The sequence below is a fragment of the Pontibacterium sp. genome (genome assembly GCF_041587635.1).
In the GTDB taxonomy this organism is placed as follows: domain Bacteria; phylum Pseudomonadota; class Gammaproteobacteria; order Pseudomonadales; family Balneatricaceae; genus Pontibacterium.
Genome location: NZ_JBFGYC010000043.1, coordinates 1 through 14374, shown reverse-complemented (window position 1 = coordinate 14374; position 14374 = coordinate 1). Strand labels below are relative to the sequence as shown.

The 14374-nt window shown below is 54.2% G+C and carries 11 protein-coding genes and 1 pseudogene; 3 read left to right on the top strand and 9 right to left on the bottom strand.

Going from position 1 to position 14374, the window contains the following annotated elements; genetic code table 11:
- Positions 1 to 171: 171 nt before the first annotated feature.
- The 9 genes and pseudogenes from ABYW01_RS04250 to ABYW01_RS04210 form a co-directional block, all read right to left on the bottom strand.
- The gene (locus ABYW01_RS04250) at positions 172 to 1227 is read right to left on the bottom strand and encodes an FAD-binding oxidoreductase (RefSeq protein ID WP_372831282.1); all 1056 of its coding nucleotides are present in this window, start codon (positions 1225 to 1227) and stop codon (positions 172 to 174) included.
- Positions 1228 to 1367: 140 nt separating this feature from the next.
- Positions 1368 to 2276, bottom strand: coding sequence for a hypothetical protein (locus tag ABYW01_RS04245; RefSeq protein WP_371871892.1), 909 nt, complete (start codon positions 2274 to 2276; stop codon positions 1368 to 1370).
- An 81-nt stretch (positions 2277 to 2357) separates the two neighbouring features.
- Positions 2358 to 2615, bottom strand: a pseudogene (locus tag ABYW01_RS04240) (Rieske 2Fe-2S domain-containing protein); the annotation flags it as partial.
- A 200-nt stretch (positions 2616 to 2815) separates the two neighbouring features.
- Positions 2816 to 3367: a NifU family protein gene (locus tag ABYW01_RS04235; protein WP_372831281.1), complete on the bottom strand. Its 552-nt coding sequence runs from the start codon at positions 3365 to 3367 to the stop codon at positions 2816 to 2818.
- 124 nt (positions 3368 to 3491) lie between these two features.
- Positions 3492 to 4322, bottom strand: a complete 831-nt coding sequence (locus ABYW01_RS04230) for an alpha/beta fold hydrolase (RefSeq protein WP_193954738.1) — start codon at positions 4320 to 4322, stop codon at positions 3492 to 3494.
- Positions 4323 to 4534: 212 nt separating this feature from the next.
- On the bottom strand, positions 4535 to 5806 hold the full coding sequence (locus ABYW01_RS04225) for a DUF1329 domain-containing protein (protein WP_372831280.1): 1272 nt from the start codon (positions 5804 to 5806) through the stop codon (positions 4535 to 4537).
- Between the two features lie 25 nt (positions 5807 to 5831).
- Positions 5832 to 7385, bottom strand: a complete 1554-nt coding sequence (locus ABYW01_RS04220) for a DUF1302 family protein (RefSeq protein ID WP_372831279.1) — start codon at positions 7383 to 7385, stop codon at positions 5832 to 5834.
- Positions 7386 to 7407: 22 nt separating this feature from the next.
- Positions 7408 to 9744 carry an RND family transporter gene (locus tag ABYW01_RS04215; protein WP_372831278.1) on the bottom strand — a complete coding sequence of 779 codons (2337 nt, stop codon included), beginning with the start codon at positions 9742 to 9744 and terminating at the stop codon, positions 7408 to 7410.
- Positions 9745 to 9791: 47 nt separating this feature from the next.
- Entirely contained in the window at positions 9792 to 10862 is a 1071-nt protein-coding gene (locus tag ABYW01_RS04210; RefSeq protein ID WP_372831277.1) for a YCF48-related protein, read from the bottom strand.
- A gap of 417 nt (positions 10863 to 11279) precedes the next feature.
- Between ABYW01_RS04210 and ABYW01_RS04205 the strand changes: the two genes are divergently transcribed.
- The 3 genes from ABYW01_RS04205 to ABYW01_RS04195 form a co-directional block, all read left to right on the top strand.
- Entirely contained in the window at positions 11280 to 12548 is a 1269-nt protein-coding gene (locus tag ABYW01_RS04205) for an amidase (RefSeq protein ID WP_372831276.1), read from the top strand.
- A 74-nt stretch (positions 12549 to 12622) separates the two neighbouring features.
- Entirely contained in the window at positions 12623 to 13945 is a 1323-nt protein-coding gene (locus ABYW01_RS04200) for a M20 family metallopeptidase (protein ID WP_372831275.1), read from the top strand.
- Between the two features lie 22 nt (positions 13946 to 13967).
- Positions 13968 to 14374, top strand: a 407-nt coding sequence (locus ABYW01_RS04195; RefSeq protein ID WP_372831274.1) for an alpha/beta fold hydrolase, incomplete at its 3' end; no start/stop codon positions are given.

Here is a 14374-nt window from a genome sequence, read left to right as displayed (position 1 = left end):
CGCCACTGGGATACATCGGCCACGTTAAAGCCCAGATAGGCGAGTTTGGTTACTCCGGCCATGATAAAGCCCTCTTATTGCTCTTATTGTTGTTTTTCGAGAGATCGGTTTAGGTACAGCGAAATCGGGAACACCGGTAGAGATCAACCCTCCGATTGCGCTGTGGATAACTTACGCGTGAGCGGTATCAAACAGCTCGACGTGAATGTTTTCACCTTTCACACCCAGCTCTTCCAGATGTTCACGCGCGGCTTCGTTCATGGCCGGCGGTCCACACAGGTAAGCGATGGTGTCTTCGGTGATATCGTCTTCGGTAATCGAATACTGGGCCCGCATATTCAGACCATCCCAGTCGCCTTCCGGACGGGAGACACAGGTGCGGACATCCAGGTTACGCATCCAGTTGCCACGCAGCTCCAGCTCGTCCTGTGCAAACAGGTCTTTTTCGAAGGAGCAGCCAAAAGCCAGAATGACCGGTTTGCGACGGAAGTTGGACAGGCGCAGGGTGTCGATCATCGACATCATCGGTGCCAGGCCGGTACCGCCTGCAATCATAATCTGCGGGACTTTCTCTTCACGCAGATAGAACACGCCGTACGGGCCGTCGATCTCAAGCGTATCGCCAACTGCGGCGTGGTCACGCAGGTAGTTGGACATCACGCCGTCATCGAGCACACGGATGTAGAAGGTCAGTTCCGGCAGATCACGCACGGTGCTGGACATGGAATAGGAGCGCCACTCTTCAGTGCCCGGTACTTTCAGCTGTACATACTGACCGGCTTCAAAGTTTTCCATCTCGGCATCATCATCCAGTTCAGCGGTGATGCGTACGGTGTTGTGGTTAACCCATTCCAGCGCTTCGATGGTGATGACACTTTGGCTGGCGGCGTGGTCTTCGGAAAAGGTGCTTGGGTAATCGAGATCGACTACGCAATCTGTATCGGCATACGCAGTGCAGGTCAGGCGGAAACCTTCGCGTGCTTCGCTCGGTAACAGAGACATAACACGGTCACTGTCCATGGAAACGTCGCCGGTTTCGACACGACAGATGCAGCTGGCACAGCTGCCGGTGAGACATTGATGGACGATCGGGACTTCGTTATTGCGTGCCACATCCAACAGGGACTCACCCTCGCCAGAGACCGCTTCGAATTCAACGCCATCATTAAAACGATAGGTGACTTTAGACGTCACTTCCTGCACAGCAACTGCTTCGGCTGAAGACATAATATGTCCTCCGATTTTCTTATTATTGGAAGCGAGGTTGTGTGACCGCACATGCGTGATCACACAACCTCTATCGTCGGGCTTCTTAGGGAAAGCCTTCCGGGAAGCGCCGACAAGCAGCGCCTCAGATAGAGCGTGGATCAGCTCTTGTCGTACTTACGGCCTGTGGCGTAGGCATCCATGCCCGGCCAGTCACCCAGTGCTGCCGCTGCCAGATCTTTACTCTGACCTTTCTTCGCGCCGTTCACGCCACGTGGTGGCTGAGCGATACCGCGGTTGAAGTTGGAGGCACATTTACGCCATACGATGACGGAAGCATCCATGTCGGCCAGCTGCTCATCATCCCAACCGGTGCCGTCTGCGTAGAAGTTCTGCATCGCGTCACGCGCCATCAGGTCACAGTCGTTGAAACCTTCCAGACACATCGGCTTATAGAGGTTTTCGAAGCGGTAATCGAACTCCTTCTTCTCCTCTTCGGTGTTGCACTTCTTCACCAGCACTTCCCAGTATTCGTAGGTGTCATCGGTGATAGGGATGTACCACTCGTACTGTACAACGTGCTCTTCCGGCCAGTTCTCTACCATCAATACGCCTGGCATAAACATGGAAGTACGGAAGTATTTCGGATTCTGACCGTAGGCTTTGATATCCAGAATCGGGTTTTCCAGAATCGGCTCATAGGAGTCAGTGAAGTAACGGTTGAGGAAACCCTGAGGACCGTCTTCGTCCTCGATGATCGCAATCGCCTGATCATCCAGCGGTTTGATACCCAGAGGTACTGCCCACTCTTTGGCCTGCACAATCGCGTTATCGCGGTGGATCAGCAGGTGACCGGCATCAAAACCGTTTTCACAGGCCAGACGCCAGTTAGCGTTACCCGTGCGGTGCATACCGCGGATGATGACACCGTCGTCCAGAATGGATGGGGTGTCAGGCCACAGCGGATGCGGGAATTTGTCGTTGTTTTCCGGGAAACGGATCGGCAGATCGTTTTTCAGCGGTGGGATCTCTTCGTCCCAGTCCTCTTCGCAAACAAATACGAAGATCATGCCGTTCACTTCTTCCACGGCAAATTTCTGAATACCGGTGGTACCGATCAGTTTGTCGTCCGGTGCGGCGACGATGGTGCTCAGTTCGCCGTCGTCCAGATTAAAGGTGAAACCGTGGTACCAGCAGGTGATGGTTTCGTCGTTCAGGCACATCGGCTTGGCAGAGAAACGTACCCCGCGGTGCAGACACTGATCCAGCAGGGCATGCACGGTGCCTTTGGCACGACGCAGAACGATAGGAACGCCCGCAATCTGAATGCCTTTCACTTCGCCTTCAGGCAGTTCATCACTGAACGCGGCTGGATACCAATGGTTGATGAAGCCCCACTCGGCTTCCATGTATGGCTGGTACTGCTTCTTGGTGCCCTTATCGTTGGCCACGCGTGCTTTTTTCTTATCAAAAGCCATCGAAGTTTCCTCACAAATTGTTTTTATTTTGAGATTTTCGGCAACGCCAGATGCGTTTGTCTAAATATTAGATTGAAAGTCGATAGAAATTCAATCGAAAAAAGAAATAAAAATTAATAATTATGGAAAATTTAGTGCCGGGTGACGTCAGAGACGGTTTCGATTTCGGGCAGATGCTCTTTCAGCGTCTTCTCAACAAAATCGACCAGTGTGCGTTCAGCGTTGCCACAACCCAGACAGTTCCCGCCAAACTTCAGGTAGACGGATTCTCCTTCAATACGATCCACAGCGACGCCGCCCTGATGTTCCGCCAGCGCAGGGTTTACGTGGCCTTCAAGGATGGCGGAGACTTTTAAAGACAGGTCCGCATCGGCCGGTAAATCAGGCATGGTTTTGATATTGGGGGCTTTCAGATGCAGGTTGCCGCCCATGCGATTGGTGCGGTAATTGATCGCCAATCCGTCGATAAAAAGGGCCAGGCTGCGGCTGTATCTGAGATTAAAATCGCCGTATTGATGAACTTCGTCATCGTCGGTGGTTTCTTTGTTGAAGGTGATAAATGCCTGTGACAGCGAGGTGCCGGGATGGCTGACACCGATGCGAAGATCGGGATTGTCCTCGTTGGTGGCTACTTGGCTCAGGTAATCCTGAGCAGTATCGGTCAGCTGAATATCTGCACGCATACGAATATCTCCGGTCTGAAATGGCACGGGGAAGCATGACAAGCGCAGATTAGGCAGACGACCGGAACCGGGTTTCGGCACCGTTCCGGCGTGTTTATCGCTGCTTAATCACGCGCAATGGTTGTTACGCCTCTTCCTGCAGGAACTGCAGGACTAAATGGTTAAAACGCGGACCTTGCTCGATCTGAGTCCAGTGGCCGCAATTACCGAACAGGTGCATCTGGGCGTTCGGGATCTTTTTGAACAGGCTTTCGGATACAGATACCGGTACGACGCGGTCATCACGGCCATGCACGATCAGTACCTGCTGCTCGATGCCTGCCAGATCAGCATCGGATACCACCTGCTTATCGGCCCAACGCTGATACGGTTGTGGGAATACACGCTCGAAACGTTCCTGAAAGCCGGGACGCATGGTGGCGTTGTAACGCAGCTCAGCCAGCTCATCAGTGGCGATAGACTGATCAAAGGCCATGATGCCGAGGATCTCTTTCATCGCCGCCATAGAGGGCTTGTAGCCCCATAGCTTCATCAGGTTCTCGCTGACCGTGAATGGTTGCCCGCCGCTGCCCATCAGCACCATACGACCGACCCGTTCCGGGTATTTGACCGCTAGTGCCAGCGACAATGAGCCGCCAAATGAGTTACCGATAAAGTCGGCTTGCTCGATATCCAGTGCATCCATAAACCGGATGATCTGGCTGATCCAGGATTCCATATGCTCGTATTCATAATCGTCGGCACATTCGGTGTAACCAAAGCCCACCAGATCCGGTGCCAAAACACGACGGAACTCGGACAGCATTGGAATCGCATTACGCCAGTTGGCCCACGCAGTGACGCCTGCGCCGGAACCGTGCAGCAAAATCACCGGACGGCCTTCGCCCTGATCGTGATAGTTGACCTGCATATCGCCGAGGTCGAGCGTGTTGGCAATCTCTGGGGAGTCGCTCATGGTGTTCGCTCCTGTCTGGCAGCCGATTCAGAGGGCTGCGCGGGTTAAATTCAGGGTAAGGGTTCTGTCTGAAATAGAGCCGGAGGCGTGTCATAGCCGCTTCAAGCCCGATTTCAGGCAAAACCGCCCCCGCTACGGCTCTCACAAGCCGCAGTGAAGGGGGATCGGGGGAGGTTTCTTTTGCCTCGTACTAAGTGACGTTAGCCGTCGTCTTAGCGTGCACCTTTACGCAGGGAAGACAGACTGACGTCGTCTGCATCCATGCCTGCGGTGTTGGTGCTCCACGTATCGGTATCCGGGAAGAACACAGTGGCGTGGTTACGCTTAAAGTCGATGGTCACACCGGATGTAGTACGCACATCACGGAAGCCGTCTTCACCCGTACCTGGGTAGGAGTGGACCTGGAACATCTTCCAGAATTCACCTTTTTTGTCGTACGCTTCGCCGATATGAATACGTGGATACTGGGTATCAACGTACAAAATCTTCTTCGAGTACGGGTGCTCATCCGGGGTGGTTGCTTCGATCACGTAAACTTCACGCGGCTCGTAGTTATCTTTGGAGAAGTTCCAGTACGGTGCGTTATCCAGATCAAGCGTTGGGAACTCGGCTTTCTGATCATCGGCACCCTTTTTCCAGGCACTGTGCTTGCCGTGGGCTGACGCCAGAATGTGACGTTTGCCGATCAGCTTGTAGCCTTTGTACCAGGATGGGTTAGCGTTGAAGATCTCGATGTCATCGGACAACTGATCCGTACCACCGATTGGGTCCATCCATGCACCACCGGACAAACGACGGGTCCGGCGTACCGCGCGGATATAGGCCCAGATATCTTCCATTTTGTCGGAGTCGTGACGGATAGAGAACGTACCCAGACCTTTGATATCACGCGGTGCTGTCGCGAAGAACAAGGTGCGGCTCAGTTCTGTGCCATCACCGTCAGAGGCGCTATCACCGGTCAGGCGGCCGTTCATGGTGTAACGGATAAACTTCCAGTTCTGGATACGTTCGATGCCGGAGTCGCCATCGATCATCACGTAAGCCACGTTCGGTACGTTCATCACATCACCGCGTGGGTTGCCGTAGTACCAGTTCCAGATGATCTTTTCGGCTGCGGCCGGATCTTTATCATCAACATTCGGGAACGGTGCACCGCCGGTCCAGCCTTCAACCTGACGGGTCGCCGGATTGATTTTGGCGTTGCCGACGTTGGCCTGTGAACGGGCAATCCATTTGGCGTCCATCTCCACTTTCTGGGAGTGCACCAGCGGCAGTTCTAAGCCACTGGTACGGATACGCCACTCGATTTTTTCAGTCAGCAGATCTTTGATCTTGTGACCTTCAAAGGTGTCCTCTGACAGCTGGTCGATATTAGCTGCGTTGATCACCGTACCTTCTTTTACTTCTGCCGCCATGGCCGCAGAAGCACTCATTGCCAGCAGGGAAGCGGCGATACTGCTGAGCAGTGTCTTTTTAAATTTCATAATCTTCACCCTCAAACCTTGGTGTTTAGAACTGATAGGTCACGGTCACGGCAGCCTGATCGTTGCCTTTAAACCAACCAAACAAGCTGCTGTCCTGCGCCTGCATATCGCCGAAGTTACGCTGTGCACCGTCGTCGAAGAACAGATCCAGCTCACCCTTGATACGCCAGTGATCACCTACGGTGTAGGTCACACTTGGTACGGCAAAACCGCCGCCGTATGTCAGGTCAAAACCGGTGACCAGCTCAGGTGTGACACGGCCGTTCATATAGCTTGTGCCCAAAATAAACGTCAGCAGGGAGCTGTGTTCTTTGCGGTTTTCTGGCTGGCCAACTAGCAGTTTCATACCGTCCTGATGATCCAGTACCCAGGTATTAAACAGCTGAGTGGAGAAGAACGCGGGTTTCTCGGTGCCTAGCAGGTCTTGGGTAAAGGCCAGGTTTTTATCGATACGGAACATGGTGCGCAGCACGTCGCTCTGTTCGATACCGCAGAACCCGTCCAGTACGGTTTTACAGTCGCCCGGCGCAAATGCACCGTTGGAATCACCCACGTTAAATGGCGCATCCTTGATGTACGCAAACTCCGTACTCCAGACGAAATCACCCGCTTCGGAGTAGCCGTTCAGGGTGAAACCCAGGACATCGATTGTCGGGAAAATAACTTCACCGAAGGTCGTCGCCTGATTGCTGGTGTAGGCTCCGTTAAATGCACTGGCATTGGCAAAGGCCGGGTTGGCGTTCATCACCGGATCCGGGTTGAAGGTACGTAGATAGGCGAGGGAGTAACCCAGATCGTTATAGGTGCCGTTCCAGCGGATGCCGTATGTAGCATCGTCGGTATCGGCATCCGGGTGATCGTAGGAGTACGGCGTCGCACCTGGGAAATCGACGGTTTTATACGGCGCGTTGGACCAACGGCCACCTTCGATATCGTAGCTGTTGCCGATCTGGTCATCGTTATCCCAACCCGGACGGTAAAGCAGCTGCAGCTGACCATCGGCTTCAGGGATGTCGATGATGGCATTGGCCATGATCAACGGTTTACGCAGATCTTCGTTGGCCGGTTCCAGAAATGAACGCCAGCGGTAATCAAAACCGTGGATCATATCCAGTGCCTGAAAGAAGTCACTCTCACCCCATGCGACTTGCTGCTTACCCAGTTTCAGCTGAACACGATCGGTAAGGAAAATGTCCAGATAGGCTTCACGCAATTCCTCTTCGTCGTAGTAATCACGTGGACCCTGATTGCCAAACGCTCCGCCGCTGTTGAGATCGCCACCGTAGGAGGTGGTTTGCTCACGGACTGCACGGGCCACACCGATGAACGCAACGTCATCGGTCAGTGCCGCATTCCACTCTAGCTGCAGAGTGGTGCGGTTCATCGACATGTCTCCTTTGGCGTCCATCGGACCACCGGGACCAATCGGTTCGTCCAGATTCCAGGACATGTGCTGGCGGATAAATCCATCCAGCTGGACCGGTCCCAGTTCGTAAGAAGCCTGCGCAGGCATGGAGGAGATCCCCATTGCGACTGCGACTGCCAGGCCGAGAGACTTGCATTTATTCTTATTATTCATGATCACCTCATCACGTTTTCTTTTACACGGCATCCTGTCGATTACCGTAGATAAAGGCGGGTTTAAAGATGTAAGCCATTGCTGGCATTACAAAGAGTGCAGTGAAGGCGGAAACTGTCAGCCACAGGGCTACCAGTAGACCCATCTCTGCCTGGAACTTGAGCGAACTTTGATACACCAGCAGCACAGATACGATGAGCACGAAAGCCGTAATCATCACACCCTTACCTGAGCTATGCAGAGCACGTTCAATTGCAGTCAGGTCGTCGGCCCCTGTCCGCAGTTCCTGTTTGATGCGGTCACAGATATACAGCGCGTAATCCACTCCCAAACCGATGCCCAATGCGGCCACCGGAACGGTGTTGATGTTCATGCCGATACCCATGTACGCCATAAAGCTGAAGGTCACGGTGTTGGAGAGCACCACCGGTACCATGAAGAACATACCGGCCATCGAAGAGCGGTAAACCAGCGTGCAGAGCACCACCAACACCAGTAACGCCAGTGCGATGGATTGCAGCTGACCGGAGAGAATCACCTCGTTCACGGCTGCGATGACGCCGATCAGGCCACCGGCTAACTTGTACTCCGCGCCGTCCAGATTCTGTTCGGCGACAAACTCTTTGATACGGGCAATAGTGGTGCGGATGGTTTCGCCCTGACGGTCACGGAAGAACAATGTGACAGAGGCGTTGGCGCGAGCCGTATCAACGTAGCGATCCATGTCGCCCGGTTCAGCACCGGCTTCAAACATGTAGAGCAGCTCACCGTTGATATCCTGCGTCGATCCCAGCTCTTCAAAGCGTGGGTTACCTTCACGCAAGGTACGGTTGACCGCCGGTAAGATATCGCTGACGGACAAGGTGCCTCCCACTTCCGGCTGCACTTCGATAAAGCGCTGGAACTCCTGCAGGCTCTTCAGCACTTCCGGTTTCTTCGCGAGGTTTTCCTCATCACCCCCGACCACAATAAACATGCGGTCTGCCCCCTGGAATTTCTCATTGATAGCTGCGGAATCCAGATTGTAGGCGGAGTCTTGCCAGAGGATCGGTGAGCCAGGATTGGCATCGCCGACTTTCAGGTTAAGCGCGTAGTAACCGCAACCCAGAAAGACAATGGCGGTCCAGATCAACATGACATAACGCATGCGGCTGACCACAACCCAATGGCACAGGTCCAGTACCCGGTGCATCAACCAGCTCACGTTAATCGGATGCGCGTAACCGCGCGGGTGCTTAACCCATGACAGCAGAACCGGCGTCAGCAAGACGGAGCTGATGGCGACTGTGCCGACCCAAACAACGGCGAGCAGGGCCAGTTTCTGCAGCAGAGGGATGGGGCTTAGTGCAACAACCGCCACACAGCAGGCATCGGTAGCGATCCCCAGCATGCCGGGGCGTAGCAGCTCAGATAAGGTCGAATGCGCAGCGGCCCCTGCTTCTTCAGAACCGTCTTCGATCTGCTCCACTTCTTCGTTAAAGCGGGTGATGATCTGCACCGAATGCGAGACCGCACGGGCCGTGATCAACATCGCAATCACGATAACCAGAGGATCAAAATGGATGCCCATCAGATTGGAAATACCCAGCGCCCAGATGGCGCTGACCGCACCGGAGATGATCGGCAGGATCGTGCCGCGCCAAGTACGGTTGAGGACAAACAGCATCAGGACGAGTATAAGACCTGCGAGCAAAACCAGATTCAGTGTTTCCGGCAGGTAGTGGTTCACCCAGCCGTAGAGAATCGGGTCACCCACAACACGGACTTTAACGCCGGGTACGCTGACGTTATTAACCAGCCCGTTGATCTCTTCAAAGGCTGTTTCGTAATCCAGCAGGCGATCGATAAAGTCGACCGTGATCAGCGTAGACGTCAGGTCTTCGGAGACATAAGGCCCGTAAACCAAGGAGTTACGCAGAACCTTTTCGCGCAGCTCCTGTAGCTCGGCATCCGTTTCCGGAATCTCCGGCCACATCAGCGGTTTGGTTTCGATGCCTTCGGTGGAGGCTTTAACCTCCTTCAGTTTCTTGGATGCCAGCGAGATGATCTGAAACGGGTTAACCGCACTGACTTTCTGCAGTTCGCGGGTCAGGTTGTTCACCACCCCCAGCACTTCAGGCTGGAAGATGTCGCCGTCTTCCACCTCCACCATGATGGTCACCAGATTGGAGCCACCAAAGGTGTCTTTAAACTCATTATGAGTTTTTACATATTCGTGATCGCTGGGTAGCAGATCCTGAAATACGGTTTTTACGTCAATATTGACGGCTGAAAAGCTCATCGCGAAGGTGGCGAGGAAGACAACGCCTACCACCCAGACACGGAAACGGATCAGCCAACTGGCCAGATTTTCGCTCATGGAAGAATCCCCGGTTTTATTGTTCTTATTCGGTCGTGATAACGGCGTTAGCGGCTCTGATAAACCTGCCAGCGAGTCCCGTCCCAGCGGCCAATATTGCGGCCGGTATAGATCACACCGTTATCGGTCAGAGCGATCGAGGTGTGCCAGGAAAGGTCTTTCGGGGCCAGACGACCCGCGCGCCAGTTGCTGCCATCGGCATCGGCTTCCAACCACAGTCCTTTGCTGCCAGCGCCGTACCAGCGCTCCTGCAATGGATGCCAGCGCAAGGTGAAGATGTGTTCGGTGGTGACGTCCTGCCAGCTGCTGGCATTCGGTACGCCCGGAGCGGCTTTGGCTTCTGGCAGATTGGCAAACTGATTGCCGATACGCTGCCAGCTGTGACCGCCGTCGGAGGTTTTCAGCAGAATGCCGTCCAGCCCTGCGGCGATACCGGTTTGGGCATCCACAAAGTCCACCGTCATCAGGCTGCTTTCAACGGTTGATGGGATGGTTTTCCAGCTCTCGCCGCGATCTTCGGAGAGCAGAATGGTGCCGAACTCGCCCACGGCAACCAGTGCGCCGTCTTTGCGTTCGGTGATCTCATTGAGGATATAGTCGTCAGGCTCCAGCGCGTATTTCCAGCTTTTGCCGTAGTCGTGGGACACGATGATGGTGCCAAACGATCCCACCGCCCAGGCTTCACCGTTGGCAAAGACCTTCACGTCCAATAGCTTGTTAACGACATCATTACGGGGTGCATCGGCCTGCCACCAGCTCTGGCCACCGTTTTCGGTGTACATCGCCACGCCGGTATTACCGACGATGATCGCCTTCTGGCTGTCCCATGCTGCAATGTCCTGCAGGTGAACGTTCGTGCCACTGTCCTGCACCTGCCAGCTCTGACCCGCGTCATCGCTACGGACGATCTTGCCGTCAGCAGCCACGGCCCAAAGAACCTGAGGCTCAGGGTTAACCAGACCGTAGAAACGGTCGCGTGCTTCGATAGCGGTAGGAATGACCGTGCTGCCCACGGGCTCCGGTTTTACAAAGAGTCCAACGTAAAGCAGTCCGGCAATGACCAGCCATGGGCTGACGCCAACACCCAGGCGTGTCAGCTTGTTGAGAGCGGCTACCATTTTTCACCTTTTTTGTTTTTGTTCTAAGGCGGTGTTCTTTGGTCTATAAGAGCCAATAGATCACTTTGGCAATTTTTCTCTCTCATAGATTGAAAGTCTATGGAAAGTCCATTTAGTATCATTACGAACAAAATTGATGTCAACTGCTTAATTAATAATTATGGCAATGAGATAGTGCCTGTCTGGGCTTTTAAGAAAGGTTGCTTCTTGCTTTTGGAGAGCAGAAAGTGAGCCTTTGTCCAGTTTGGACAATGACTTAGATCATATTTGAAGCCGGTTTTAGCTGTGAAAAGCGGGTGTATGTTATTTATACAAATATATAAAGCACTTGACTTGGCTGTAATTATTAATTAATCACTATCTAATAACTATAAAAATTCAATAGAGATTAAATCAATGAAAGATGGGTCATGCTTTATGTCCGTAGCGCAAACATCAGTGGCCCTGGCCTCTGGTCGGTTGTCAGCGGACGAGATAATGGAGCAGTTGCTGACACGAGTGGCAGCGCGCGATGAGCAGGTTCAGGCCTGGAGCTGGCTGGACCCGGCGCAGGCACAAGCACGTGCCCGGCAGGCCGCTGAAGAGATTCGGCAGGGTGTGCGGCATTCACCGCTGCAAGGAATCCCGGTCGCCGTGAAGGATCTGATCGATACCGAAGGCATGCTGACGACCTACGGCTCCCCGATCTATAAAGACCATCATCCCGCCAGCGATGCGGCAATAGTCACTGCACTTAAGAAGGCGGGTGCCTATGTGATGGGTAAAACGGTTAGCACCGAGTTTGCCTGTTTTACCGCCGGTCCTACGATGAATCCCCACAATCCTGAATACAGCCCGGGTGGTTCCTCCAGCGGCTCCGCTGCCGCGGTGGCGGATGGTCAGGTGCCGTTTTCGATTGGTACTCAAACAGCTGGTTCGGTGATTCGTCCGGCCGCATTTAACGGTGTAGTGGGGCTCAAGCCGAGTTATGGGGTGTTACCCACGGCCGGCACCTTTCCTCTCTGCCCTACGCTGGACACGTTAGGAACATTTTCCCGCACGGTGGGCGATCAGCGTCTGATTTTGACCGCATTAGCGCCGCACCTTCCTATCGCCAACGCCGTGAAGAATCCGAAAATTCTGGTATGCAAAACGCCGTTCTGGTCGCAGGGCGACGACGAAATGCACACCGCGTTTGACCAGTTTGTGGCCGACTGCCAGCAAGCAGGTGCGGACCTGGAGCACTACGAGATGGGGCCGGATTTCGCGGCGCTGTTAACCGCCCAGCAACAGATTATGGGGGTTGAAGCCAGCCGTGCATTAAGCACCCATTACGCGCAGCAGCGCGATCAGCTCAGTGCACCATTGGTGGCGCTGATTGAGCAGGGTATGCAGGTCAACAACGCTGAAGAGGCCGCAGCGCACAACTTGAAAGCACGCTGTGCACATAAGCTGCAGCAGCTGTTCCGGGATGCCGATTTTATTATTACCCCCGCCACAGTCGGGACCGCACCCAAGCGGGTTGATGGCACAGGCGATCCGCTGTTCAACCGTATCTGGACCTTACTGGGATTGCCTGCGATCACGTTTCCGATTGCTCAAGGTGGTAACGGCCTGCCACTGGGCGTTCAACTGATCGCTCCCTTGGGTGAGGACCATGCATTGATCGATTTTGCAGACAAGTTGCAGATGCTGACGCGGACCTGATCCCCACAACGATTTCACACTCCCTTTTTCCGTGGGCGAAGCCCGCGACGGCAGAATAACAATAAGGAGCCATCATGAATCCTAAGCATCAACTGACCCCTGAACAGCAGGCGTGGTACGACAAAGCCTGTGCCTGCGTCGACAAAGAACGCTTACGCAAGCTGAATCTGGATCTGGTCAATATTCACAGCCCCACCGGAGCAGAGAAAGAAGCCAGTGAATTTATGAGCCAGTACATGGCTGATATGGGTCTTAACGCGAAATACCAACCTGTGAATGAACTCAGCGGCAATGCGGTGGGTGAACTGAATGGTTCAGGTGAAGGGGCAACCATGTTGCTCTACGCGCCGATTGATACCCATCTGGAAGGCAGCGAAGAGGATCTGCCGATGGTGGGTGATGAGCTGCGCGACGACATGCGCCCACAAGGTTATCTGCGTGATGATCTGGTCATTGGGCTGGGGTCATCCAATCCAAAAGGGATGGTGTCGGGTCTGGCGGAAGCGGTGAATGCCGTGATCGATGCGGGTGTGCCACTGAAGGGTAATATCGTACTGGCGTTTGCCGGTGGCGGGATGCCGTCCATGGTGCCAGAGCGTAATAACTACGGTGTTTCTACCGGCGTGAGCTATATGCTGACCCACGGCGTGACCGCTGACTTCGGGATTATTTTTAAGCCGTGGTACGAGGTGTATCACGAGCATCCGGGTATGTGCTGGTTTAAGGTCAGCGTGAAAGGGGATATGGGGTACTCCGGTATTCCGCGTGGTACACCGGGTTTCCGCAGCTCCATTGTGCCGGCTGCCACTGTGATTCAGGAGCTGGAGCAGTGGCTGCCTGAGTACACCAAAGCAAACACCTCCGATCAGATCGCCCCAGAGGGCTGGATCGCAGCGGTGCGTTCCGGTTGGCCGCATCGCCCGGCATTCCCGGCGGCGACCACAGAGTTGTTTATCGATATGCGTTGTAATCCTCATCAGACCACATCTGATGTGCGCTATCAGTTTGATCAGGCGATGAAAGACATCGTTGCCCGTCACCCTGAGGTGGAAGCCGATTGGGAGATGTATGCCTCGTGTCCGGGGTCCATGACACCGGAAGATCACTGGATTGTGCAGTCTGCACGTTCTGCCTGGGAAAATCAGGAGGGCAAAGAATATCCGGGAGCACCGATGCTCAGTGGTCAGACTGATGCTGCGATCATCAACAAGTTGGGTGTGCCGCTGGTGCGTGTGGGTTATCCGTGGATTGGTGATGCGGATGTACCGGAAGAGTTTGCTGCTGGCCTGGGTGGGATGGGCGTGAGCAACATTGGAGATATGGTCGCGCCGGTGGAGAACATCATCTACTCCATCATCGACAGCATGACCCGTACCCGTGAAGAAGTGGGTGTATAAGCTCAAGCCTTAGGAGTCCATTGTGACAACACCATTAGAAACAACACCCGAAATTGGTCAGACGGTTCAGGTTGGCCAGTTCGCGGTGAACTATCATGATCAGGGTGCGGGCCGTCCGGTGCTGCTGTTACACGGTTCCGGTGCGGGTGTCTCCGCATGGGCTAACTGGCGTAATACGATTCCCGTATTGGCTGAATTTCGTCGGGTGCTGGCCCCGGATCTGATCGGGTTTGGCTACACCGATGTGCCTGAGGATTATCAGTTTCGCCATATGGACAGCTGGGTGGAGCAGATCATCGGTTTTATGGATGCGCTGGATATTACGCAGGCTGATTTTATCGGCAACTCCTTCGGGGCCTCGCTGACGCTGGCGCTGGTCGTTCGTCACCCAGAACGGGTAGGGCGGATGGTGCTGATGGGCAGCGGCGG

Excerpts from the sequence above, each read along its gene's own strand:
- ABYW01_RS04200 (WP_372831275.1), top strand. The coding sequence starts at position 12,623 with ATGAATCCTAAGCATCAACTGACCCCTGAACAGCAGGCGTGGTACGAC.
- ABYW01_RS04250 (WP_372831282.1), bottom strand. The coding sequence starts at position 1,227 with ATGTCTTCAGCCGAAGCAGTTGCTGTGCAGGAAGTGACGTCTAAAGTC.
- ABYW01_RS04225 (WP_372831280.1), bottom strand. The coding sequence starts at position 5,806 with ATGAAATTTAAAAAGACACTGCTCAGCAGTATCGCCGCTTCCCTGCTG.
- ABYW01_RS04235 (WP_372831281.1), bottom strand. The coding sequence starts at position 3,367 with ATGCGTGCAGATATTCAGCTGACCGATACTGCTCAGGATTACCTGAGC.
- ABYW01_RS04245 (WP_371871892.1), bottom strand. The coding sequence starts at position 2,276 with ATGATCTTCGTATTTGTTTGCGAAGAGGACTGGGACGAAGAGATCCCA.
- ABYW01_RS04210 (WP_372831277.1), bottom strand. The coding sequence starts at position 10,862 with ATGGTAGCCGCTCTCAACAAGCTGACACGCCTGGGTGTTGGCGTCAGC.
- ABYW01_RS04220 (WP_372831279.1), bottom strand. The coding sequence starts at position 7,385 with ATGAATAATAAGAATAAATGCAAGTCTCTCGGCCTGGCAGTCGCAGTC.
- ABYW01_RS04215 (WP_372831278.1), bottom strand. The coding sequence starts at position 9,744 with ATGAGCGAAAATCTGGCCAGTTGGCTGATCCGTTTCCGTGTCTGGGTG.
- ABYW01_RS04205 (WP_372831276.1), top strand. The coding sequence starts at position 11,280 with ATGTCCGTAGCGCAAACATCAGTGGCCCTGGCCTCTGGTCGGTTGTCA.
- ABYW01_RS04230 (WP_193954738.1), bottom strand. The coding sequence starts at position 4,322 with ATGAGCGACTCCCCAGAGATTGCCAACACGCTCGACCTCGGCGATATG.